The 23,347-nt window shown below is 31.9% G+C and carries 25 protein-coding genes and 1 pseudogene; 13 read left to right on the top strand and 13 right to left on the bottom strand.

Translation table 11 applies throughout. The annotated features are described in order from the left end of the window. Nucleotides 1-56: 56 nt before the first annotated feature. Complete coding sequence (locus tag B4L98_RS01595) at nucleotides 57-1,685, top strand: acyl-CoA carboxylase subunit beta (RefSeq protein ID WP_221853945.1); 1,629 nt, start codon at nucleotides 57-59, stop codon at nucleotides 1,683-1,685. Nucleotides 1,686-1,738: 53 nt separating this feature from the next. Here the strand turns inward: B4L98_RS01595 and B4L98_RS01590 are convergent, their stop codons facing one another. The 3 genes and pseudogenes from B4L98_RS01590 to B4L98_RS01580 form a co-directional block, all read right to left on the bottom strand. Further along, nucleotides 1,739-2,314: a sugar transferase gene (locus B4L98_RS01590; protein ID WP_221853946.1), complete on the bottom strand. Its 576-nt coding sequence runs from the start codon at nucleotides 2,312-2,314 to the stop codon at nucleotides 1,739-1,741. Between the two features lie 5 nt (nucleotides 2,315-2,319). After that, nucleotides 2,320-3,066 (bottom strand): CpsD/CapB family tyrosine-protein kinase, encoded by a 747-nt coding sequence (locus B4L98_RS01585; protein ID WP_409558217.1) that lies wholly within the window; start codon nucleotides 3,064-3,066, stop codon nucleotides 2,320-2,322. A gap of 37 nt (nucleotides 3,067-3,103) precedes the next feature. Next, nucleotides 3,104-3,271 (bottom strand): annotated as a pseudogene (locus B4L98_RS01580) (glycosyltransferase); the annotation flags it as partial. A gap of 105 nt (nucleotides 3,272-3,376) precedes the next feature. Here B4L98_RS01580 and B4L98_RS01575 point away from each other — a divergent pair. Next, nucleotides 3,377-3,892, top strand: a complete 516-nt coding sequence (locus B4L98_RS01575) for a hypothetical protein (RefSeq protein WP_221853947.1) — start codon at nucleotides 3,377-3,379, stop codon at nucleotides 3,890-3,892. 139 nt (nucleotides 3,893-4,031) lie between these two features. On the opposite strand, the gene B4L98_RS01570 is transcribed toward B4L98_RS01575, so the two are convergent. The 3 genes from B4L98_RS01570 to B4L98_RS01560 all read right to left on the bottom strand — a co-directional run bounded on the left by B4L98_RS01570 (nucleotide 4,032) and on the right by B4L98_RS01560 (nucleotide 6,283). Continuing rightward, nucleotides 4,032-4,682, bottom strand: a complete 651-nt coding sequence (locus B4L98_RS01570) for an alpha/beta hydrolase (RefSeq protein WP_221853948.1) — start codon at nucleotides 4,680-4,682, stop codon at nucleotides 4,032-4,034. Nucleotides 4,683-4,743: 61 nt separating this feature from the next. Next, the gene (locus B4L98_RS01565; RefSeq protein ID WP_291077373.1) at nucleotides 4,744-5,502 is read right to left on the bottom strand and encodes a TIGR02757 family protein; all 759 of its coding nucleotides are present in this window, start codon (nucleotides 5,500-5,502) and stop codon (nucleotides 4,744-4,746) included. Nucleotides 5,503-5,608: 106 nt separating this feature from the next. Further along, complete coding sequence (locus B4L98_RS01560; protein WP_114998944.1) at nucleotides 5,609-6,283, bottom strand: ABC transporter ATP-binding protein; 675 nt, start codon at nucleotides 6,281-6,283, stop codon at nucleotides 5,609-5,611. Nucleotides 6,284-6,569: 286 nt separating this feature from the next. Between B4L98_RS01560 and sucC the strand changes: the two genes are divergently transcribed. Together sucC and B4L98_RS01550 are read left to right on the top strand one after the other, a co-directional pair. Further along, nucleotides 6,570-7,763: an ADP-forming succinate--CoA ligase subunit beta gene (gene sucC / locus B4L98_RS01555; protein WP_291077371.1), complete on the top strand. Its 1,194-nt coding sequence runs from the start codon at nucleotides 6,570-6,572 to the stop codon at nucleotides 7,761-7,763. A 203-nt stretch (nucleotides 7,764-7,966) separates the two neighbouring features. After that, nucleotides 7,967-8,677 carry a hypothetical protein gene (locus tag B4L98_RS01550; RefSeq protein WP_286495049.1) on the top strand — a complete coding sequence of 237 codons (711 nt, stop codon included), beginning with the start codon at nucleotides 7,967-7,969 and terminating at the stop codon, nucleotides 8,675-8,677. Between the two features lie 56 nt (nucleotides 8,678-8,733). Here B4L98_RS01550 and B4L98_RS01545 read toward each other — a convergent pair whose 3' ends face one another. Both B4L98_RS01545 and B4L98_RS01540 read right to left on the bottom strand, forming a co-directional pair. Continuing rightward, nucleotides 8,734-9,114 (bottom strand): PUR family DNA/RNA-binding protein, encoded by a 381-nt coding sequence (locus tag B4L98_RS01545; protein ID WP_280052022.1) that lies wholly within the window; start codon nucleotides 9,112-9,114, stop codon nucleotides 8,734-8,736. A 117-nt stretch (nucleotides 9,115-9,231) separates the two neighbouring features. Then, nucleotides 9,232-10,989: an ABC transporter ATP-binding protein gene (locus B4L98_RS01540; protein ID WP_291077369.1), complete on the bottom strand. Its 1,758-nt coding sequence runs from the start codon at nucleotides 10,987-10,989 to the stop codon at nucleotides 9,232-9,234. Here B4L98_RS01540 and nusB point away from each other — a divergent pair. The 6 genes from nusB to B4L98_RS01510 all read left to right on the top strand — a co-directional run bounded on the left by nusB (nucleotide 10,980) and on the right by B4L98_RS01510 (nucleotide 15,910). Beyond that, entirely contained in the window at nucleotides 10,980-12,002 is a 1,023-nt protein-coding gene (nusB, locus tag B4L98_RS01535) for a transcription antitermination factor NusB (RefSeq protein ID WP_257468218.1), read from the top strand. The two genes, B4L98_RS01540 and nusB, sit on opposite strands and share 10 nt — an antisense overlap. Nucleotides 12,003-12,046: 44 nt before the next feature. Continuing rightward, nucleotides 12,047-12,538 carry a DUF1573 domain-containing protein gene (locus tag B4L98_RS01530; RefSeq protein WP_038331125.1) on the top strand — a complete coding sequence of 164 codons (492 nt, stop codon included), beginning with the start codon at nucleotides 12,047-12,049 and terminating at the stop codon, nucleotides 12,536-12,538. A gap of 24 nt (nucleotides 12,539-12,562) precedes the next feature. After that, nucleotides 12,563-12,910: a preprotein translocase subunit YajC gene (yajC, locus tag B4L98_RS01525; RefSeq protein WP_038331124.1), complete on the top strand. Its 348-nt coding sequence runs from the start codon at nucleotides 12,563-12,565 to the stop codon at nucleotides 12,908-12,910. Between the two features lie 70 nt (nucleotides 12,911-12,980). Further along, on the top strand, nucleotides 12,981-13,583 hold the full coding sequence (coaE, locus tag B4L98_RS01520; RefSeq protein ID WP_038331123.1) for a dephospho-CoA kinase: 603 nt from the start codon (nucleotides 12,981-12,983) through the stop codon (nucleotides 13,581-13,583). Nucleotides 13,584-13,656: 73 nt separating this feature from the next. Next, a complete protein-coding gene (locus B4L98_RS01515) occupies nucleotides 13,657-15,210 on the top strand; it encodes a sensor histidine kinase (RefSeq protein ID WP_114998924.1) in 1,554 nt (517 codons plus the stop codon). Nucleotides 15,211-15,214: 4 nt separating this feature from the next. Beyond that, entirely contained in the window at nucleotides 15,215-15,910 is a 696-nt protein-coding gene (locus B4L98_RS01510; protein ID WP_019974263.1) for a response regulator transcription factor, read from the top strand. Between the two features lie 2 nt (nucleotides 15,911-15,912). On the opposite strand, the gene B4L98_RS01505 is transcribed toward B4L98_RS01510, so the two are convergent. From B4L98_RS01505 to B4L98_RS01485, 5 genes are all read right to left on the bottom strand, one after another. Next, complete coding sequence (locus B4L98_RS01505; RefSeq protein WP_221853959.1) at nucleotides 15,913-16,092, bottom strand: glycosyltransferase family 2 protein; 180 nt, start codon at nucleotides 16,090-16,092, stop codon at nucleotides 15,913-15,915. A 193-nt stretch (nucleotides 16,093-16,285) separates the two neighbouring features. Continuing rightward, on the bottom strand, nucleotides 16,286-17,002 hold the full coding sequence (locus tag B4L98_RS01500) for a hypothetical protein (protein WP_221853960.1): 717 nt from the start codon (nucleotides 17,000-17,002) through the stop codon (nucleotides 16,286-16,288). A gap of 701 nt (nucleotides 17,003-17,703) precedes the next feature. Beyond that, a complete protein-coding gene (locus tag B4L98_RS01495) occupies nucleotides 17,704-18,114 on the bottom strand; it encodes an ABC transporter permease (protein WP_221853961.1) in 411 nt (136 codons plus the stop codon). Nucleotides 18,115-18,376: 262 nt separating this feature from the next. Next, a complete protein-coding gene (rfbB, locus tag B4L98_RS01490; protein ID WP_291077366.1) occupies nucleotides 18,377-19,423 on the bottom strand; it encodes a dTDP-glucose 4,6-dehydratase in 1,047 nt (348 codons plus the stop codon). 21 nt (nucleotides 19,424-19,444) lie between these two features. Continuing rightward, nucleotides 19,445-20,611: a nucleotide sugar dehydrogenase gene (locus tag B4L98_RS01485; protein WP_291077364.1), complete on the bottom strand. Its 1,167-nt coding sequence runs from the start codon at nucleotides 20,609-20,611 to the stop codon at nucleotides 19,445-19,447. 247 nt (nucleotides 20,612-20,858) lie between these two features. On the opposite strand from B4L98_RS01485, the gene panB reads away from it, so the two are divergent. The 3 genes from panB (at nucleotide 20,859) to B4L98_RS01470 (ending at nucleotide 23,341) form a co-directional block, all read left to right on the top strand. Next, on the top strand, nucleotides 20,859-21,674 hold the full coding sequence (panB, locus tag B4L98_RS01480) for a 3-methyl-2-oxobutanoate hydroxymethyltransferase (protein WP_291072575.1): 816 nt from the start codon (nucleotides 20,859-20,861) through the stop codon (nucleotides 21,672-21,674). Between the two features lie 98 nt (nucleotides 21,675-21,772). Continuing rightward, the gene (locus tag B4L98_RS01475; RefSeq protein WP_291077362.1) at nucleotides 21,773-22,456 is read left to right on the top strand and encodes an RluA family pseudouridine synthase; all 684 of its coding nucleotides are present in this window, start codon (nucleotides 21,773-21,775) and stop codon (nucleotides 22,454-22,456) included. Between the two features lie 24 nt (nucleotides 22,457-22,480). Then, complete coding sequence (locus tag B4L98_RS01470; RefSeq protein ID WP_291077360.1) at nucleotides 22,481-23,341, top strand: lysophospholipid acyltransferase family protein; 861 nt, start codon at nucleotides 22,481-22,483, stop codon at nucleotides 23,339-23,341. Nucleotides 23,342-23,347 lie beyond the last annotated feature (6 nt).

Below are 23,347 nucleotides of genomic sequence, written 5' to 3'. Positions count from 1 at the left end.
TTTAAGAATTCGATAAAATTCATTAGTTTAGGGCTGTAAACAAACAGAAAACCACAATGGATTTAACTTTTAATAAAAGAGAGGATCATAACAAATTATTACTTTCTAAACTACGCCAAAAACTGAAACAAGTTTACCTTGGCGGAGGTCAAAAAAGAATTGATGCGTTGCATAGCAAAGGAAAAATGTCTGCAAGGGAACGTATTGATTATCTTTTGGACGAAAAAAAACCGAACATAGAGATTGGTGCTTTAACAGGAGATGAAATGTACAAAGAACACGGCGGATGTCCTTCGGGAGGTGTTGTTGTGAAAATTGGTTACATTTCTGGTAAACAGTGTATTGTTGTTGCAAATGATGCGACAGTAAAAGCTGGTGCTTGGTTCCCAATTACAGGTAAAAAGAATTTGCGTGCTCAAGAAATTGCGATGGAAAATAAATTGCCAATTATTTATTTGGTGGACAGCGCAGGTGTTTATTTACCAATGCAAGATGAGATTTTTCCTGATAAAGAAATGTTTGGTCGAATTTTCCGCAATAATGCAATCATGTCATCAATGGGAATTACTCAAATTTCTGCTGTGATGGGAAGTTGTGTTGCTGGTGGAGCATATTTACCAATTATGAGCGACGAAGCAATGATTGTAGACAAAACAGGTTCTATTTTCTTGGCAGGAAGTTATTTGGTAAAAGCAGCAATTGGCGAAGATATTGACAACGAAACTTTAGGTGGAGCAACAACACATTGCGAAATCTCTGGCGTGACTGATTATAAAGCAAAAGATGATAAAGATGCGTTGGATAGAATAAAATCTATTGTTGGTAAAATTGGTGATTATGAAAAAGCTGGATTTAATCGAATTGAAGCAGCAAAACCTGCTTTAGATGAGAAAGAAATCTATGGTATTTTACCTGAATCACGTTCTGAGCAGTACGATATGTATGAGATTATTAACAGACTTGTTGATAACTCGGAATTGGACGAATATAAGCCTGATTATGGGAAATCAATCATCTGTACGTATGCTCGAATTGATGGTTGGGCAGTTGGAATTGTAGCTAATCAACGTAAAATCGTGAAGTCTAAAAAAGACGGAATGCAGTTCGGTGGTGTGATTTATTCAGATTCTGCGGATAAAGCGACTCGTTTTATTGCGAATTGTAACCAAAAGAAAATTCCGTTAGTTTTCTTACAAGATGTGACTGGTTTTATGGTTGGATCTAAATCTGAACATGGTGGTATTATCAAAGATGGTGCGAAAATGGTAAATGCAGTTTCGAATTCTGTTGTTCCAAAATTCACGATTATAGTTGGTAATTCTTATGGTGCAGGAAACTATGCTATGTGTGGAAAAGCTTATGATCCTAGATTAATTGCGGCTTGGCCTTCGGCTCAATTGGCAGTTATGGGAGGTGAGCAAGCGGCGAAAGTTTTGCTACAAATAAAAGAAGCGACTTTGAAAGCGCAAGGTGTAGAAGTTGATGAAGTGAAAAAGCAAGAACTTTTGAACGAAATTACAGCAAAATACAATGATGAAACAAGTCCTTATTATGCTGCGGCACGTTTGTGGACAGATGGAATTATTGATCCTTTGGATACGCGTAAATGGATTTCGATGGGAATTGAAGCTGCGAATCATGCTCCGATTGAAAAACAATTTAATTTAGGTGTTATCCAAGTTTAGAAAAACGAAAATATTTTTAAAAATAGAAGAGAATCCAATTTAGGATTCTCTTTTTATTTTTTGAATATTGTTTGAAACATGTAAATCAAATCTTGTCGAAAACTCCAATTCTTTACATATTCTACATTGATCTTAACTTTATCTGGCCAAAGAATTTCATCATTATATTTGATTGGATCATTTACATTGGATAAAATTTCTTCTTCTTTACAATATTTCAATTGAGCAGGACCAGTAATTCCAGGTTTAACTTTCAACACCAATCTATCCTCTCCAACCAATTTATCTGCATAACCAGCGACATCAGGACGAGGTCCAACAAAACTCATTTCCCCTATTAGAATATTGAATAATTGAGGTAATTCATCTAATTTATAATCTCGAAGAATCTTTCCAATTTTGGTAATTTGATGTTGATCGGTTGTTATTGTCGATTTAGAAACCCCTTTAATCGTTCTGATTTTATAAATATTGAAAAATCTTCCGTCTTTCCCAACTCTTTTTTGTGTAAAAACGCCAAATTGATTGGTATCTATAGAACTTATGATAATTAACAAAACAATTAACCCAACTAAAAATATTAGTAGGATTAATGCAAGTATATAATCAAATATGTTCTTTAAGATCATTTCAATTAAAAGAATTTACTTTTATTTCGAGAAGCTAAACATTTTATTTTTCCGAATGATGAATTATCAAAATTCTCATCTCCAGCAAAATATCCGTAGCCGTAACTATAACCGTAGCCGTAGCCGTAACCATATCCGTAACCGTAGCCAGTTTTAATTTGGAAATCGTTGAATATAATTCCGACATTCGAAACCTCACCTTCATCATATTTATTCGAAATTGCATGGATAAAGTTTTTCTCCGAATAGTTGTAACGTGTTACATACAATGTGCAATCTGCGTTAAGCATCAAATCGTACGAATCTGTTACTAATCCTATTGGCGGTGAATCTATAATTACGAATTCATATTTCTCTTTCAATTCAGCAAATAATTGATCCATTCGATTACTCAAAATCAATTCTGAAGGATTTGGAGGAATTGTACCTGCTGTAATAATATCTAAATTTGGTAAAATTGTACGTTGTGTAATTTGATTTAACTCTAAATCATCCGCAACATAGTCTGTTACACCTGTTTTATTATTAATGTTAAAATCATCAAAGATTTTTGGTTGACGTAAATCTAATCCAATCAGAACCGTTTTCTTATCCATAGAACCAAGTGAACTCGCAATATTCATCGCATTGAAAATTTTACCTTCACCTCCAATAAATGATGTCATTAAAATCGTTTTGTTATCATCTTCAAGTCCTGGATTCTTGTATAAATATTTCAGATTAGAACGAATTGATCTAAACGATTCAGAAATTCCTGATTTTGGATTGTTGATTACAACTAAAGGTTATAGGAATTTCTTTAATCAATTCGCCTTGATACAAGTTAAGCATCAAAGTAAAGTCGAATTTATCTTTTGGTAAGTTTCGCAACAAATCTAAAACTACTATTGGAACTCCACCCATTTCTAATGAACGAAGCCTAAAAAGTACTTTTATTTTTCTATGTTGATTTGACATTTGGTTAGTTTAATAAACAAAAATACAACATTGAGTTTGAATTGAATAATACAACAACTTAAAAACTCATAAAATAATTCTTAATTTTGCAGAAAAAGTAGTCGAATGTTCAAAATTGGTACAAAAGTTAAAGTGATAGATGATAATATTTCGGGAACAATTTCCAAATTGAAAGGTGATTTTGTTTACTTTAATGATGAGTTTGGTTTTGAATATGAGTATCGCCAAGATGAAATCATCAAAGATATTGAAATTGACTATGAAGAATATCGAGATGAGAAAATCAAAGAATTTTCGAAACCAAAGTTTAAGACTTTTCGCAAATCTCATCGACATCCTTATTTAACGCGAGAAATTGATTTGCATATCGAAAATTTAGTTGATAATTGGCGTGATTTGGATAATGCGCAAATTATACAAACACAATTAGATGTTGCACGAAATGAGGTGGAGCGCGCTATGTTCGAAAGTCAAATTCGATTGATTTTAATTCACGGTTATGGAAAAGGAATTCTGAAAAAAGAAATTACCGAATTGTTATATCGTTACACGAATATCGAATTCTATGACGCCTCGTTCAAGGAATATCACGGCGACGCCATAGAAGTTAAATTTATTTAAATTGAGATATTTCGATACAATTTTCTTATTCTATCGAAACGAAAATCACTCAATATGACAATTTTCATTATTATTAGTCATTGGCTATAAACAAAGAAAGTCATTCTGAATTTGTTTCAGAATTTCATTATTTTTAGGATTAAAATCTTTTGATCCAATCCATCAAATCATAATAATTTTGAGGAACAATTCCGTGTCCACTTCTATATTCGTGGTATTCAAAATTAATATTCATCGATTTTAAAAACTCGTCACCCATTCGTCCTAATTCAATTGGCAATACAACATCTTCTGTTCCGTGCGAAACAAAGAAATTTAAGTTCGAAAAATCTTTCGATTGATCAAAATCTCCAATAATTTTAGCTTCTGGATAACCACTTAAAATAGCCACGTTTTTAATCTTTTCTGGATTATTTAGCGAAATCGCATAACTCAAAATTGCACCTTGGCTAAAGCCCATCAATGTTACATTTGCGTCATCTAAATTCTCTTGTTGAACAATTGCATCAATAAATTCGACCAATTTATTACGCGATTCTATTGCTTGCGTTTCATCCATCCATTTTTCATTGTTCACAAAATTAATATCATACCACGCATATCCGCCATACACAATATCATGCAACGCTCGTACACTTATAATATGCGCATTCTGCGGTAAATCTTGTGCAAATGAAAACAAATCTTCTTCGTTGCTTCCATAACCATGTATCAGCACAAAAAGAGGCGTTTTTTCAGTCGAAACAACAGGTAAACGTTCGATATATTTTATTCCATTCAATTCTTTCATACAAACTTATTTTTAGCGAATTTAATTCTAATTTTTCTAAATAAAATTATTTTCAGTTCAGTTAAAACCCTTCGAAAACACCCAAACCAAATAAAGCGAAATCATATTTCACAGGATCATTTGCATCCATTTCTCGCAATTTTGTATCAAGTTCTTTCAATGCTTTTGCATCATTTTGTTTTCGAGTCAGAATATTTAATTTTCGTGCAACATTTCCCGAATGTACATCCAAAGGACAGGAAAGAATAGAAGTTGGAATGGATTTCCAAATTCCTAAATCTACGCCTTGTTTGTCATCACGAATCATCCAACGCAAGTACATATTGATACGCTTTGCAGCCGAATTATTCAATGGATCTGAAATATGTTTAGTTGTTCGAGTTGGATGTTCTATTTCAAAAAAAGTTTGTTTGAAATTCGAGATTGATGCTTGCATCGAATCTGAAGTTTGATGTTTTGCAAAAACTTGTTCCAATCCGCCATGATTTTGATAAATGTTACGAAGCGATTGCATGAAAAATTTCAAATCTTCACTATTGAATGTTCTGTGAACAAAACCACCCAAATTCTTTAAATGATTCTCAGAGAAATTCATCACAAAATCGTAAGGCGAATTTCCCATCAACTGCATCATTTTATTCGCATTATTGATAATCATTTTACGATTTCCCCACGCAATTGTTGCCGCTAAAAACCCAGCAATTTCAATATCTTCTTTCGCAGAAAATCTGTGCGGAATCTGTACTGGATCAGAATCGATAAAGTCTAATGTATTATATTGAAGAACTTTTTCGTCTAAAAAATCCTTTATTTGTGTCATTTAGCAAATATACTAAGAAGTATTATATGTTATAGAGAATTAGAATTTCAATCCTAAGCGATTATCCATTCCTAAAACTTTATAAATCATTTTAATCGATAAAATTTTACATACTATCAACAAACAAACCATCAGCCATCACCAATTTTCGATCGGTCATATTTGCTAATTCTTCATTATGCGTCACAATAACAAAAGTTTGTCCAAATTCGTTTCGAAGATTGAAAAATAATTCGTGTAATTCTTCAGCATTTTTAGAATCTAAATTACCAGAAGGTTCATCAGCAAAAACGACTTTAGGTTGATTAATCAACGCACGAGCTACTGCTACACGTTGCTGTTCTCCTCCAGAAAGTTGATTCGGTTTATGTGTTAATCGTTGCGAAAGTCCTAAATAGGACATCAACTCTTTTGCACGTTTTTCAGCATCAGCTTTTTTTGTTTTTTTGATAAAAGCTGGAATACAAATATTTTCTATTGCATTAAATTCTGGCAACAATTGATGAAACTGAAAAATGAATCCAATGTTTTCATTACGGAATTTAGATAAATCGCGATCGTTTAATTTCGTGATATCTTGTCCCGCAATCTGAATAGAAGTATTATATTTCTTTGGCTCAGAACTTTTTTCTAATGTTCCTAAAATTTGAAGCAAAGTTGTTTTTCCTGCTCCAGAAGCACCAACAATAGAAACGATTTCTTTTTCTGCAATCGATAAAGAAACATTTTTTAGCACTTCTAATTCACCAAATTTCTTAACAATATTTTCTGCTTTTATCATGAGGTAAAGATATAAATTAAGTACTAAGTCTTAAATTATAAGTGATAAGTTTTTTCTTGAATTCAAAATAAAGACATCCAAATTAAACTAGTTTTTAGTGTACTTGTTACGATTTAAAAATTATATAACAATTGTTTTGACTTTTTAAATCATTAATATTCGTATCTTGTAACCTCTAAATAAACAATATTAACCACTTTTTTAGCATAAGCTGATAAAATTAATATGGCAAAATTTAGAATACATCAACAATATTTTTATTTTTGTAATTGAAAAATCAAAAAAAATGAATCTTCACGAATATCAAGGAAAAGAAATTCTTAGTAAATATGGTGTGAAAGTACAACGTGGTATCGTTGCTACTACACCAGAAGAAGCTGTAGAAGCTGCTAAAAAGTTAACTGAACAAACTGGTACAGGTTGGCATGTTGTAAAAGCGCAAGTACACGCAGGTGGTCGTGGAAAAGGTGGTGGAGTAAAGCTTGCTAAAAACTTGGACGAAGTTAAAGAGAAAGCAAACGAAATCATCGGAATGCAATTAGTTACGCCTCAGACTTCGGCTGAAGGTAAAAAAGTTCATCAAGTTTTAATCGCTGAGGATGTTTATTATCCAGGTGAATCTGAAACTGAAGAGTACTATGTTTCTGTATTGTTAGATCGTGCTACTGGTAAAAACATGATTATGTATTCTACTGAAGGTGGAATGGATATCGAAGAAGTTGCTGAGCACACGCCAGACAAAATCTTTACAGAAGAAATTGATCCAGCTGTAGGAATCCAAGGTTTCCAAGCGCGTAAAGTTGCTTTCAACTTAGGTTTATCAGGAAATGCTTTCAAAGATGGTGTTAAATTTATCACTGCTTTATATAATGCATACGTTGCGATTGACGCTTCTATGTTCGAAATTAACCCAGTTCTTAAAACATCTGACGATCAAATTATCGCTGTAGATGCTAAAGTATCTATCGATGATAACTCATTATTCCGTCATCCAGATATCGCTGCTTTACGTGATACAAGAGAAGAAGATCCAACAGAAGTTGAAGCTGGTGAAGCTGGATTAAACTTCGTAAAATTAGACGGAAACGTAGGATGTATGGTTAACGGAGCTGGTTTAGCAATGGCAACTATGGATATCATCAAATTATCTGGTGGTAATCCTGCAAACTTCTTAGACGTTGGTGGTACTGCTGATGCTGAGCGTGTAGAAAAAGGTTTCCGTATTATCTTAAAAGATAAAAACGTAAAAGCTATCTTAATCAATATTTTTGGTGGTATTGTACGTTGTGATCGTGTTGCTCAAGGTATTTTAGATGCTTACAACAATATGGGTGACGAAATTAATGTGCCAATTATTGTTCGTTTACAAGGAACAAATGCAGAAATCGCTAAGAAAATGATTGATGAATCAGGTTTCGCTGTTCACTCTGCTATCACATTAAAAGACGCTGCTGACAAAGTAGAAGAATTAGTAGGTTAGGATTTTAACTTATTTACAATATATCAAACCTCTCAAAGAATTCTTTGAGAGGTTTTTTTGTATGATTTATTGTCATTCTGAACCTGTTTCAGAATCTCACGAGATGCGAACCTGAAATAAATTCTACTTGACATTTTGTAATTAAATGATTTTACTAAATAAAGCTGATAAATTAAAATATTGTAATTTTAGAAAAAATAAATATGGACAATAGGTCTATTATAAGTAAATATAAAGATTTACATAATGAAGTTTTAAGTGATTTTTCAATTAAATGGAATCCTGAAAAATCTAAAAATTTTAAATCAGATGTTATTAAATTCTTTTACTTTGAAAAAGAATTTGATTGGAATATATTATTAAATGCTCTATACGTAATTGATGACACAGAATACGCCAAGAAAAATTACTTAAAATTTAAATTATCTGGACCTACTAAAATACTAGATATAGGAGAACAATACCTGAGGCTTTACGGAATTTTAAATGCTGTTTATCAACAACAATTAGCAATAATTAACTTAATTGAGATTCATAAAATTCCACACAAATCCAAAATAGTTAATGATTTAAAAAAGTATAAAATAATTGAATTAAGAAATAAAATTGGTGCTCACTCTACGAATTACATAAGCAATGACTCTAAAGATTTTGATGTTTACGAAATTTCACGGGTTGATTTAGAAAATGATAAAATTCTATTAATAAAAAATCAAGATATTGATGAATCTTATGATCTTGAATCTCTATTATGTGAGTTTGATTATGAGATTCAAAGAATATATTCAATAATATTAAACAAATTTCTCAAGAAAAAGAATATAACTAAATATCTAACTATTTTGGATAATATAGATTTTGAAAAAGATGGAGGATTGTTGATAGGAGACATAAAAATATTCAAGCATAAATAAAAACCTCCGCTCAAATTATTGAGTGGAGGTTTCTTTTTACGCATATTTAGTAAAGTCTATATATCGTCAAAATCGATATTGGTAAAAGATTCAACTTGCGTTTCGTCTTTACCCACAACTTTAATTTTTGGATCAAAATCTTTCTGATGTCTTTCCGAAATTACCTCTTGTCCTTTTTGAGCAAAAACAAAATCGGTCGTTTCGTCTAACATATCTTTGAAACTTTCAAAATCTTCTTTGTACAAGTAGATTTTATGTTTTTTGTAATACACATTTCCATCTTCCTGCGTATTTTTTTTACTTTCAGTAATCGTCAAGTAATAATCCCCTGCTCTTGTTTCGCGGACATCGAAAAAATAAGTTCTTCTTCCAGCCCTTAATACCTTTGAAAAGACTCCTTCTGCATCCACCTTTTCTTGGTTTTCAAAATCATTCATAAGTCTAAATAGAGTTTAATTGTTAAATGTTTCCTAACAAATCTAAAAAAAATTAAGAAAATAACAACGTTTTAAACAATTATTTTCTATTATTTTATTAAATCTATATAAATAAACTTAATCTAGCAGTTGTTTATTGTACAATTCATAATAATAACCATGCTTATTTAATAATTCGCTGTTCGAACCATTTTCTAAAACATGACCATCTTCTAAAACCAAAATCTGATCAGCGCGCTTTGCAGAAGACACACGATGCGTAATAATGATGGTTGTTTTACCATTAATCTCAGAAGATAAATTATTCAAGATTTGTTCTTCGGTTTCGGTATCTACAGCAGACAAACTATCATCAAAGATTAATATTTTCGGATCATTTACCAATGCACGAGCTATAGAAACACGTTGTTTTTGACCTCCAGAAAGCGTAACGCCGCGTTCACCAACAACTGTTTCGTAACTTTCTTTAAATCGATCAATATTATCATGAACAACAGCTTTCTTCGCAAAAATTTCAGCCGTTTGCTCATCTGTATCGTCAGAACCAAACAAAATATTATTGGTTAGCGAATCCGAGAAAAGGAAAGCTTCTTGCGGAACATAACCAATTTCTTCTCGAATAGATTCTACATTAATATCATGAATATTTTTACCATCAATCAAAATTTCACCAGAAGTCGGTTCCAGCGAACGCGCAACTAACAAAGCAATTGTCGATTTTCCTGAACCTGTTTTTCCAAGAATCGCTAAAGTTTCACCTTTATTAATTTTGAACGAAACATTATCCAACGCCTTAATTCCTGTGTTTTCGTAGATATACGTCACATTTTTAAATTCGATTGTTCCTTCTACTTCATGATTGACTAATTGTTTTTCTTTCACATCAGTTTCAGCATTCAAAAATTCGTTGATACGAAACATTGATGCTTCCGCACGCTGCACAACCATTGTAATCCAACCCAACGAAGTAAATGGCCAAATTAACATATTTAGGTAAAGGAAAAATTGTGCAATAGAACCAATATCCATTGTTCCTTCTATATATTTTACTCCTCCCAAATACAAAATCACCAAATTACTCACACCAACTACAACAACCATCAATGGTCCAAAAGCTGCCTGAATTTGAGCTAAATTAAGCGCACGTTTCTGATATTCGTCTGCTTCTACTTCGTATTTAGATTTAATAAATTCTTCCGAATTGAATGATTTTATCACACGAATTCCAGCAAAAGTATCTTGTACAGATGACGAAATCGTAGATTGTTGTTCTTGTACGCGCTTACTTTTCTTGTTAATATTTCGTGCAACATTATAAATTAACAATGATAAAATCGGTAATGGAGCTAATGTATAAAGCGTTAATTGTTGATCAATTTGCAACATAAAATACGCAATGATCACAACTCGCGATACCAAATCAATTGGATACATAATTCCAGGTCCAAGATACATACGCACCAATCCGACATCTTCGGTAATACGATTCATCAAATCGCCCGTTTTGTGTTTTTTGTAAAAGGACAACGATAATTTTTGATACTTATCGTAAATCACATTTTTCAAATCGAACTCAATATAACGCGATGCCACAATAATCATTTGTCGTGTACCAACCGTCAAAACTCCTCCCAAAACTTTAAAAAAGAAAAAAGCCAAACTGGCGTACATCAAACCATCTTTCAAAAGATCGAGGTTATCTGTTCCTTCTTTCTTAAAATTTCGTAGCAATTCTTCAACTGTATTGATTGCTTCTCTAATATATGTAACGGAATAAACCTGCACCCAATTGGCACAAATCGTAAAAATGAAGCCCAAAAATATTCTCCATTTATACTTCCATAAAAATTTATTTAACTTTTGTAATGATTTCACAAAACAAAATTACATTCTTTTTTTTACCTTTGCATCAATTTATTAGACGTTATATCATTGAAATTATGTTGGGAAGAAGACAACTACGCGAAAAAGTAATGCAGAATATCTATGCTTACAATAGTTTAGGAACTGAAGGCGAAGAAAGAGCGGTCGAGAAAAATATGATGAAAAGTATCGATCAAATCTACGATTTGTACATTTATCTCCTAAATTTGATTAAAGTTCAAAAGGACATTGCAGAGCATAAAATTGAACTTGCAAAATCAAAAAACTTTCCAACCCAAGAAGATTTAAATCCAAATTTAAAATTTGTTCAGAATAAAGTATTCAAAATTATTGAACAAAATCTTGAATTATCTCGTTATTCAAATGACAACAAATTTTTACTTTGGGATATTTATGATTCTTATCCAAACAATATCTTTAAAAATTTGACAGAAAGTGAATTGTACAAAACGTACATGAGCAGCGACAAACATTCTTTTGAAGAAGACAAAGAATTTATCTTGAACTTTTTCGTAGAATTTATTGCTGAATATGAAGATTTGCACGATTACTTAGAAGGAATTCAGATCACGTGGGCAGACGATGTACATATTGCAAATGCAATGGTGCATACAACGATAAAATCGTTCCGTCAAAACAGTTCACCATTGATTTCATTATTCAAAGTTTACAAAGACTTAGATGACAAAAAATTTACTGAAGAATTATTCCGTAAAACCATCCGTTACCAAGCAGAAACTAGAAAAATCATTGACGAAAAAGCTCAAAACTGGGAATTAGATCGTATTGCGACAATCGATTTAATTATTTTGGAAATGGCTTTGACAGAGTTTTTATATTTCTCAAATATTCCTGCAAAAGTTACGATTAACGAATATGTGGAATTAGCGAAAAGTTATTCAACAGAAAAATCGCGTGTTTTTGTTAACGGAATCTTAGATAAAACATTAAAAGAGTTAAAAGACAATAATAATTTACCAAAATACGGTAGAGGTTTATTATAATCACTATTTTTTCTTAATTTTGACTAAGACAAATAATTATAAAAATGAAAAGTAAATTATTTATTTTAGGTGCATTTGCATTATCATTCGCAATCAGCTCTTGTGGAGAAAAAAAAGCTAGCGACAATTTTACAGCAGAAGAAACAGCTCAACAAGCTGAAAATGTTGTAGATCCAGCTACAGCTCCAGTTTTAACATTAGCAGAAGCAAATCACGATTTTGGCGATGTACAAGCTAACAATAAAGTAGAAACATATATCAAGTTCAAAAACGATGGTAAATCTCCATTAGTTATTCGCGATGCGTCTGCAACTTGTGGTTGTACAGTTCCTGAATTTCCTTCTACTCCAATTGCAGTAGGAGCTACAGATTCTATCAAAGTTGTGTACACAGCTGGAAACATGAACGGTAAACAACAAAAAACAGTAACTTTAGTAACGAACACAACAAATGGTCACGAGAAATTTGACATTTCTGCAAACGTTGTTGGAGCTACTGCAAATGATCAAAATGCACAACAAGCATTTGGACAATAAGTATTAAATCGATAAAATATAAAAATGATTCAAACAATCTTTTTACAAGCTGGTGCACAAGGCGGAGGAATGTCTATGCTTTTGATGTTCGGAGGGATGTTCGTAATTATGTACTTTTTCATGATTCGTCCTCAACAAAAGAAAGCGAAACAAGAAAAACAATTTCAAACGGATATCAAACGTGGTGATCAAGTTGTAACAACTTCTGGTATTCACGGGAAAATCAACGAAATTTATGACGACGCTGTTATCATCGAAACTGGAGCTGGAAAAATTAAATTCGAAAAAGCTGCAATTTCTCGCGAATTAACTGCTGCACGTTATTCAAAAACGACTGACAAATCAGAAAAAGCAGTTGAAGAAAAAAACTAAGTTTAAGGTTAACATATATTTAACTGATTGCCGGAGGAATTATTCTTCGGCATTTTTTTAACTTCAAACCATGAAAAACAACCAACCTTTTGTAGCAGGAATTACTGGCGGAATAGGCTCTGGCAAAAGTACAGCAGCAAAATTCTTCGAAGAATTAGGTATTCCGGTATATAATTCTGACACAAGAGCCAAAACGATTCAAAATGAAAACTCTGAAGTAAAAGTTAAAATTATTGCAGCTTTTGGTGAAGAAGCTTACAATGAAAATGGTTTGAATAAACCATATCTATCAAAACAAGTTTTTCAGAATAATGAAAAATTGAAGCTATTAAATTCAATTGTTCATCCAGCAGTTTTCCAAGATTTTGAAAATTGGAAAAAAGCTCAAAAATCGGATATTGTGATGAAAGAAGCTGCTATTTTAATAGAAAGTGGTAGTTATAAAGATTGCGATGTTGTGATAAGTGTAGTGGTTGATATAGAAACGCGAATTGCACGAACTATAGAAAGAGATGGTTTATCACGAGAAGAAATTCTTGCAAGAATAAACAATCAGATTTCGGACGAAGAACGAATTGCTAAATCAGATTTTATCATTGATAATAATGGCGATTTAGCTCACTTGAAAAATGAAGTGGAAGAAACGTTTATCAAAATCAAAAAAATGATTTAATCGTCCAAATTTTAACAAAAAGATAGAAATTAGAAAAGATTAAACTATTTTTAATCATTCAATAAAAAAATAAATGAAAAAAGGATTTTATAAAATCTTAATCGTTATCATGAGTGTTGCGCTTATAGGATTGATAATCATTCAATTCTATTGGCTAAACTTAACAATTCAGAACGGTACAGACAGTTTTAACAACAACGTGTACCAAGCGATGAATTATACAACTGAAAAAATAAATAAAAACGAATTAGAGCGATATTATAAGAAATTCAATAATATACAATCAGATTTAAAGTCAAATAAAGATAAACCGCAAGTTGTAACCAATCAAGTCATCAAAGATTCGCTTGGTGTAACGTATGCTTATGTTACGCGCTATGTGGTCGAAAAATCGATGTTGCCGTCATCTGGAAAATACAATGATAGTTTGACGAAAGCGAATATTTATTCGCAAGAACGCGTTTTCAAGATAGACAAAGATTCTTCTGCTAGAGGAATTCCGAATCTGAATCTGAATTTTGAGCACGCTTTACAAGACGGAACATTTACGCTGGAAAGCGCTGCGCGTTGGGATGCAGGCTCTACGCCAATCGACAAACGTGTGAATTATGCCATGTTAGATTCGATTTTAAAAAACGAATTACGCAACAGAGGAATTCATCAAGCAATGCCAATTTTGGCAGTTTTAAAAAAAGATTCGACAGAAACAAATGTCAAATCAAAAGATTTTGATCGCAATAAAATCGAATTTATGGTTCCGCTATTTTTGGACAGAAAGGATCATATCGAATATTATTTGGCAGCAAATTTTGTTAACCGAAATTTAGCCATTGTTGCGCCAACAGTTCCAGTTATTTCATTGACGTTTATCTTAACCATGATTATTATTACGGTTTTCTCATTGTCAATTTATTACATGCAATTGCAACGCAAGAGTTCGGAAATTAAGACTGATTTTATCAATAATATGACGCACGAATTCAAAACGCCTATTGCAACCATTAATATTGCGTCTGATGCATTGCGTAACGAAAAAATATTTACTGATCCTGAAAAGGTGAAATATTATGCAGATTTGATCAAACAAGAGAACAAACGTATGAATGCTCACGTTGAGATGGTCTTACGAATGTCAAAGCTTGATCGCAATCAAATGGATATGAATTTTCAGGAAGTAAATTTGAATGGGATTGTACAAAAAAGTGTTGAGCCGATAAGATTTATTGTAGAAGAAAGAAATGGTACAATATTTGAAGAATACAACGCAGAACAATCATTTGTAAAAGGAGATCCGTTCCATTTAGAGAATATCGTTATTAATGTATTGGATAATGCTCGAAAATACTCTCCAAACACACCGGAGATTAGAGTAAAAACATACAACAAAGACAACAATTTTTTAATTGAAATTTCTGATAAAGGAATGGGAATGCCGCAAAACGTTCTGAAAAAAATATTTGAACAATTTTATAGAGAAGAAACGGGAAATATACACAATGTAAAAGGTCATGGACTTGGGTTGGCTTATGTCAAAAAAATCGTTCAGCTTCACGGTGGACAAGTTTGGGCAGAAAGTTCAGCAGGAAAAGGAAGTACTTTTTTCATTAAAATTCCTCTAAAATCATAGATCAATGAGTGATAAACAACGATTACTTTTAGTAGAAGATGATCCAAGCTTCGGAAGTGTATTAAAGGATTATTTGGTTATAAACGATTTTGACGTAACGCACGCAATCGATGGTGAAGACGGTCTTGCCAAATTTAAAGAAAGTGATTATGATCTATGCATCCTTGATGTAATGATGCCTAAAAAAGATGGTTTTACATTAGGAAAAGAGATCAAAGAACTAAAAAGTGAACAACCAATTATATTTTTAACAGCGAAAAACATGCGCGAGGATGTTTTGAATGGTTACAAAATTGGAGCAGACGACTATGTCTTAAAACCATTTGATTCAGAAGTTTTATTGTACAAAATAAAAGCTGTTTTACAACGTAATTCTGGCGAAGAAGAAAAATTTGAACAAGAAGATTTCAAAATTGGTAAGTTTACGTTCAATGCAAAATTGAGACAATTAATTTACGATGGTAAATCACAGAAACTTTCGCCAAAAGAAAACGAATTATTACGTTTATTGGCAGTTTACAAAAATGATTTAATGCCTCGTGAGATTGCCTTAACACGTATTTGGCACGATGATAATTACTTTACATCACGTTCTATGGACGTATATATTGCGAAATTACGTAAGTATTTGAAGAAAGATCCAGCAGTAGAAATCGTGAATATTCACGGTGAAGGATTCCGACTTTTAATTCAGGAATAAGATTAATCTTTATAGAAAAAAACCTCAACATAGTTGAGGTTTTTTTGTGGTATTGTACCGTCATTTACAATAATACATTTCCAATTTTGATAGGTTTGATCTAAGACTGATTGTAGACATTCGTCCATATAAATAGACTGATTGTAGCAAGGAACAATAACCGAAATAAGAGGTTGTTGCATGATGTGTATATTAAGTGTTTCTAATTTAGCTGTTTACAATGTTACTTCATTTGTAAGAATATACAAGTTATTATTTGATGGCATTGCTCTTCTATTTTTTAAGCGTATTTATTTATCATTATTTATTTTATACGATAATTAAGATATTCTTAATGAAAAGTAGATTTACTAATTATAGCTTATGCTTTCTTATTTATAGGAATGTGGTGAGTGTATAGTGAAAAGGATGAAAGAGTTTAGCTTGTTCGTTGTCTTGTGTCACAATGGATATGCCGACAAAAGGAAAAATTGTTGATGAGTTTTGTTGTTCTTGTATTTGTGGTGATAATTTAATTTCTGCAAGTGGTGTAGCAAGGTTATCTATTGGAACATAGAAATTTTGAAAATTGATAAGATTTAACTCTAATTCTTCGGTGCAAACCAACCATCCTATACTGATTTCTAAAAAAGCGTTTGGGAATTTGGATTTGTGTTGAAATACTAGGCCTGCTTGTATTTTTAATTCATTTGTTTGGGCATTATATTCCACATAAAACGGGGATAGTTTGCACTTTTTGTTGAGTGAACGATGTTGTAATTTACCATTTTTGTAGGCTTCTACTAGTGCTGTGTACATGGTAGATTGATTGGTTTCTTTTTTTATAGTAGAAAAAAATGAAACCAATTGGTTGTGAAAAGTTCCGTCTTTTTGTTTCCAGTTGAATGGTAGTATGTGTTTCTTGAATGATGCGGAAAACATCGATAATTCTTTGAAACGTCTCTTAACTTCTATTGTATTTGGATGTTGTTGTGCTGAACTATTAACAAATCCGCCTGCATATTTTTTGACAAAAGATTTACCATTACGTTGAAAAAAAATTAAATTTCCTAATTTACCATTTATATTAAATTCATTATCTGTTTTAGCCATAAATTTACTATATTTAACTATTGAAAATCAATTAATTAAATTTAGCGAATTTATTTCTATTTTTCTCCTTTTTAATTATTTTTTACTTCTTCAACTGTATTCCTAAGTTATTTTTATAGTAGTTCTATGCTACCTCTGTGCTACCTTTATGTCGCCTCTAAGCCGACTTAAAGAGGAGGTTTGTTATAGGAATTTGTGATGATACTTCATGTATATTAGCTATAATGATGCTGAATAAATTTGTGGATTGCTTAATTTTGATTTTGATTTGTTTTATACAAACAGATTGTTTAGTGTTTCTTGCTAAATGTAGATTAGTAGAGGTTAGCTATTAGGTTTTGTTGTAAAGTAAAGTTGTTACCGATTAATATGAGCTTTTTCTAATTATAGGTATTTATATCCTTTAAATAGTCCTAATTTATATAGTAATTTTAGTAATCTTGATTTTTTTAGTAACTCTAATTTAGTAGAAATGTTGTCATTTCCATTTTATTAGTTTTAAAGATGTTCTAAAGCCAATATCTTTAATATAATTTATATACGAAATATCAAACGTTGAGTATTTCAAAATAAAAAAAATATGATTTTTAATTCTTTTATGAATTAGTTTCTTTTGTGAATTATTTAGCTTTTTTTTTAAAGTTTCTTTAATTTGCTAACCTCCTTATTATTAATATTTATAAGATTTGAATGATTTTTTGCTAACTGTGAATATATTCGGAAAAAGTATAAACGGCAGTAATCTGATTGATATAATAAACTGGGATATTGTTGATAGCAAAGCTAAAAATTAAAAGTACCACCAATAGAAATGGAAAGTAGAGAAAATTAATATCTAAATTAACACCGAAATAAATTAAAAAGACGACTAACAAAATAAGTTTCAATCCTAGATTGAAACTTATTTTATACATACCAGCCATTAGAAGCGCTTCTTTAGGGAAATTAATTTTAGAAATAATTCCCTTTCCTGCGTTTACAGAAACCATAGAGCTTTGAACTGTATCAGCAAATACACTCCATAAAATTGTACCAATCACAACAAACAAAGGATAAGGAATACCAACTCCTTGTACTGAAACAACACCTGATCCATTTAAAAACAGCCACACTAATTAGTTAATAATAACTGGAGCAAATGCCAAAAAATACCCAAATAAGACTGTCTATACTGTGCTTGTATGTCCCTTTTAGCCATCTGAAAAGCTAAAAAGTGAGAATTTGATATATCTTTAAATATATTTTTTAATTCCTTGAGGAAATGTGTTTTTTTTGTCAGAAGAGTAAACTACTGTTTTTAAACTCATAAAAACTTTTTAGGTTAAGGTTTTAAGTTTATAGATTAATTTCTTCATTAACCTATAAAACCCTTTTTTAATTATATTGTTTTTCGTAATAATTTTGATAATCGCCAGATGTTACATTGTCCAGCCATTCTTTGTTTGATAAAAACCAATCAATTGTTAGGCTCAAACCTTGCTCAAACGTCACACTTGGTTTCCAGCCTAATTCTTCGTTGATTTTAGTCGCATCAATTGCATAACGTAAATCATGTCCTGGACGATCTTTCACAAAAGTGATTAATTGTTCTGAAGTTCCCGCTTCTTTACCTAATTTTTCGTCCATTTGTTTACACAATTCTTTTAACAAATCGATATTTTTCCATTCGTTGAAACCTCCTACATTGTAAGAATCTCCATTTTTTCCCTCGTGGAAAACCAAGTCAATCGCTTTTGCATGATCGATTACAAATAACCAATCGCGTGTATATTTTCCATCTCCATAAATAGGTAGCGGATTTCCGTTCAAAATATTATGAATACACAACGGAATTAATTTTTCTGGAAAATGATTTGGCCCATAATTATTCGAACAATTTGTCATCACAATTGGTAAACCATAGGTATCATGATAAGCTCTTACAAAATGATCCGAAGATGCTTTTGATGCCGAATATGGTGAATGCGGATCATACGATGTTTCTTCCGTAAAGAATCCTTCATCACCCAAAGCGCCAAAAACCTCATCTGTAGAAACATGATGAAAACGTTTTCCTTCGAAATTATTGTTCCAAATTGTTTTTGCAGCATTCAATAAGTTTACTGTTCCAATCACATTTGTCATCACAAAGTCTAATGGATTTGTGATCGAACGATCCACGTGAGATTCGGCAGCTAAATGAATAACACCATCTGGCTGATGTCTTTCAAAAACTTCTAATATATGTTTTGCGTCAGTAATATCAGCTTTTACGAATTCATAATTTGATTTACTTTCGATATCTTTCAAATTCTCTAAATTTCCTGCATATGTCAATGCATCAAGGTTGATAATCTTCGTTTCAGGATATTTTAAGACAAATTCTCTTACAACGTGAGAACCGATAAATCCAGCTCCACCTGTAATTAAAATAGTTTTCATAGTATTTTATAGTTGTTATTTTTAATCGTTTCCAAACAAATCGCGCGTATAAACTTTCTCTTTCACGTCAGCTAATTCAGGTGCATTTCGATTCGAGATAATAACATCACACTCTTGTTTAAAAGCTTCAAAATCATTCATCACCTTCGATCCAAAGAAAGAATCTTCTTTCAGAACTGGTTCATAAACCACCACTTCAATTCCTTTTGCTTTGATACGTTTCATGACTCCTTGAATCGCAGATGCTCTAAAATTATCTGAACCTGATTTCATAATCAAGCGATAAACACCAACTTTCTTAGGATTTTTTGCAATGATAGAATCTGCAATAAAATCTTTTCGCGTTCTGTTTGCGTCAACAATTGCTTGAATAATATTATTCGGAACTGCATCATAATTAGCCAATAATTGCTTCGTATCTTTTGGTAAACAATATCCACCATAACCAAACGATGGATTGTTGTAATGCGAACCGATACGAGGATCCAAACCAACTCCTTCGATAATTTGTTTACTATCCAAGTTGAATGTTTGTGCATAACTATCTAACTCATTAAAATAAGCGACACGCAATGCTAAATAGGTATTCGAAAATAATTTGATTGCCTCTGCTTCAGTTGAATGTGTAAACAACGTTGGAATATCTTCCTTAATTGCTCCTTCTTTTAACAAATTCGCAAAAACTTCTGCTCTTTCACTTTGCTCACCAATAATAATTCGAGAGGGATACAAGTTATCATACAAAGCTTTTCCTTCTCGCAAAAATTCAGGAGAAAAAATAATATTTTGATAGTCTAATCGTGATTTTAAATCTTCAACAAAACCAACTGGAACAGTCGATTTTATAATTACTACAGCATTCGGATTATACTGTTTTACATCCTTTATAACCGATTCTACACTTGATGTATTAAAATAATTTGTTTTTGGATCATAGTCCGTAGGCGTTGCAACAATCACATATTCTGCATTTGTATAGGCAGTTTCTTTGTCTAAAGTCGCAAGAAAATTAAGCTCCTTATTCTGCAAAAAATCTATAATTTCTTTATCTTCAATTGGAGATTTTTTTGCATTGAGCATTGCAATCTTTTCTGGAACAACATCTAACGCCACTACCTCATTATGCTGAGCCAATAAAATTGCGTTAGACAAGCCAACGTAGCCTGTTCCCACTATTGCTATTTTCATTTATGGTTATTTAAAATTAGTTTAAGAGAACAAATTTAGTGAAATTCTCTCAATTCGAATACCAATTTACTAAAAATGAGCAAATAGACAAGCTTATTTACGTTTATAAAACTGTAAAAATTGTTATTTCATTTTCAACGAACCGATTATCTAGTTCTTCATTTGTCAAACTGGAAAAAATATCAGTCAAAATTAGTTCTGTTTTAATATTCAAATTAACTTTACAAAAGTTAAAAATATAAACGTAATGTCTGTAAATAAAGAAATCAAACGTATCACTACCGAAACTGTGCGTAACATGAAATTTACCGGAGAAAAAATTTCGATGTTAACGGCTTACGATTTTACAATCGCTTCGCTTGTAGATGCGGCTGGAACTGAAGTTATTTTAGTTGGTGATTCTGCTGCTAATGTAATGGCTGGTCACGAAACTACTTTACCAATTACTTTGGATCAAATGATTTACCATGCTCAATGTGTCGTTCGAGGAGCTAAACGTGCTTTGGTTGTTGTTGATTTACCTTTCGGAACTTATCAATCTGATCCACAAAAAGCCTTAGAGTCTTCTGTTCGAATCATGAAAGAATCTGGTGCACATGCGATCAAATTAGAAGGTGGAAAAGAAATCGAAGAATCTATTCGTCGTATCGTAAATGCTGGTATTCCTGTTATGGGACACTTAGGTTTAACTCCTCAGTCGATCTATCAATTTGGTTCATATAAAGTACGTGCAAAAGAAGATGCTGAAGCAGAAAAATTAATTAGCGATGCTAAATTATTAGAGGAATTAGGATGTTTTTCATTAGTAATGGAAAAAATTCCAGCTGATTTAGCTGCTAAAGTAACAGCCTCTGTTAATATCCCTACAATTGGAATTGGAGCAGGAGCTGGTTGCGACGGACAAGTTTTAGTTGTACATGATATGTTGGGATTAAACAACGAATTCAAACCAAAATTTGTTCGTAAATATTTAAACTTAGAAGATCAAATTCACCAAGCAATTGGACAATATGTTGCGGATGTAAAATCGGGCGACTTTCCAAATGTGAATGAACAATATTAAATAAGTCATGAGTAATAAGTTTTGAGTAGTGAGTTTTTCAATAACAACTTGAGGAAATTCTAACTCAAAACTTTTATCTCACCACTCAAAACTCACTCATGAATCCAAAAATTTTATTCGAAGATAATCATTTGTTAATCATCAACAAAAAAGCAGGTGAATTAGCACAAGGAGACGAAACAGGCGATATTCCGCTTATCGATAGTCTGAAGAACTATATAAAAGAACGCGATAACAAACCTGGAAATGTTTTCTTAGGGTTGGTGCACCGTTTGGATCGTCCAACTTCTGGTGTGTTGATTTTTGCTAAAACTTCGAAAGCGTTAACACGAATGAACGAAATGTTTCAGAAACGAAATATTGACAAAGTTTACCGTGCAATTGTTCAAAGTAAACCGTCAAAAGACTTCGAAAGATTAGAACATTATCTAAAGAAAAATCCAAAAAATAATAAAACAACTGTTTATTCTAAACCAACGCCTGATGCTAAAAAAGCAATTTTAGAATACACCTATTTAGGTGCTTTGGATACTTTTCATTGTGTCGAAGTGAAGTTATTTACAGGTCGTTCACATCAAATTCGCGCGCAACTTTCTTCAGTTGGTTGTCCTATCAAAGGCGATTTGAAATACGGCGCTAAACGTTCTAATCCTGATGGAAGCATTTGTTTACATGCACATCGCATTACATTTGAGCATCCTGTCAAAAAAGAAGAAATGACAATTGTAGCTCCAGTTCCAAAAGATGCAATTTGGCAAGCAACGAACAAATTTAATTCGTAAATTTGTCGCTTATTTGTTTGTCAAATGAACAACATTTTTTATTTCATAATTTATCAAATTTCGCGTTTACCTCTTTCGGTTTTATACAGATTTTCGGATTTTTTGTTCTTTCTGTTGTACACGGTTATTGGTTATAGAAGACGTGTCATTAGAACAAATTTAGAAAACTCTTTTCCCGAAAAATCTCAGGAAGAAATCAAAGCTATTCACAAGAAATTCTATAATAATTTTTGTGATTATTTGGTCGAAACCTTAAAAAGTTTTTCTATTTCTCAAGAAGAATTGGACAAACGATTTACATATTCTAATCTCGACGTTTTTAATGAAATAAAAAATGAAAAACGAGATGTCATGATGATGTGTGGGCATATTTTCAATTGGGAATGGTTTATTGGAACGGTAAAACATTTACCAACAAAAGAAAGTGCAGCTGTTTATCATAAAATTCGAAATCCTTTTTGGAACGATAAAATCAATGCTATGCGTGGTCGTTTCGGGACAAAAGCGTTGGACATGAAAGATGTGTTGCGTTTTATGATGAAAGCTCCAAATGATGGAGAATTAACGTATTTATTTGTCGCAGATCAAAGTCCAAAACAATCAGCTGTTCACTATTTTATTGATTTCCTGAATCAGAGAACGCCTGTTTTTAATGGTTTTGAAAAAATTGCACGCCGCAAAGATATGGCTGTTGTCTTTTGTCAAACCGAAAAAATAAAACGCGGTCATTATCACACAACTTTTATTCGACTACAACCTCAACAAGAAAAATTTGAAGAAAATGAAATTGTTCATCAATTTTTTCATCATTTAGAACAAACCATTCAACAACATCCAGATAATTGGCTTTGGAGCCACAAACGTTGGAAATATGCCGATTTGTAATTTTAA

Source organism: Empedobacter sp. UBA5528, from assembly GCF_002426075.1.
Lineage (GTDB): Bacteria > Bacteroidota > Bacteroidia > Flavobacteriales > Weeksellaceae > Empedobacter > Empedobacter falsenii_B.
Note: the sequence above shows the minus strand (reverse complement) of the source record. Positions and strands in the feature narration are given on the sequence as shown.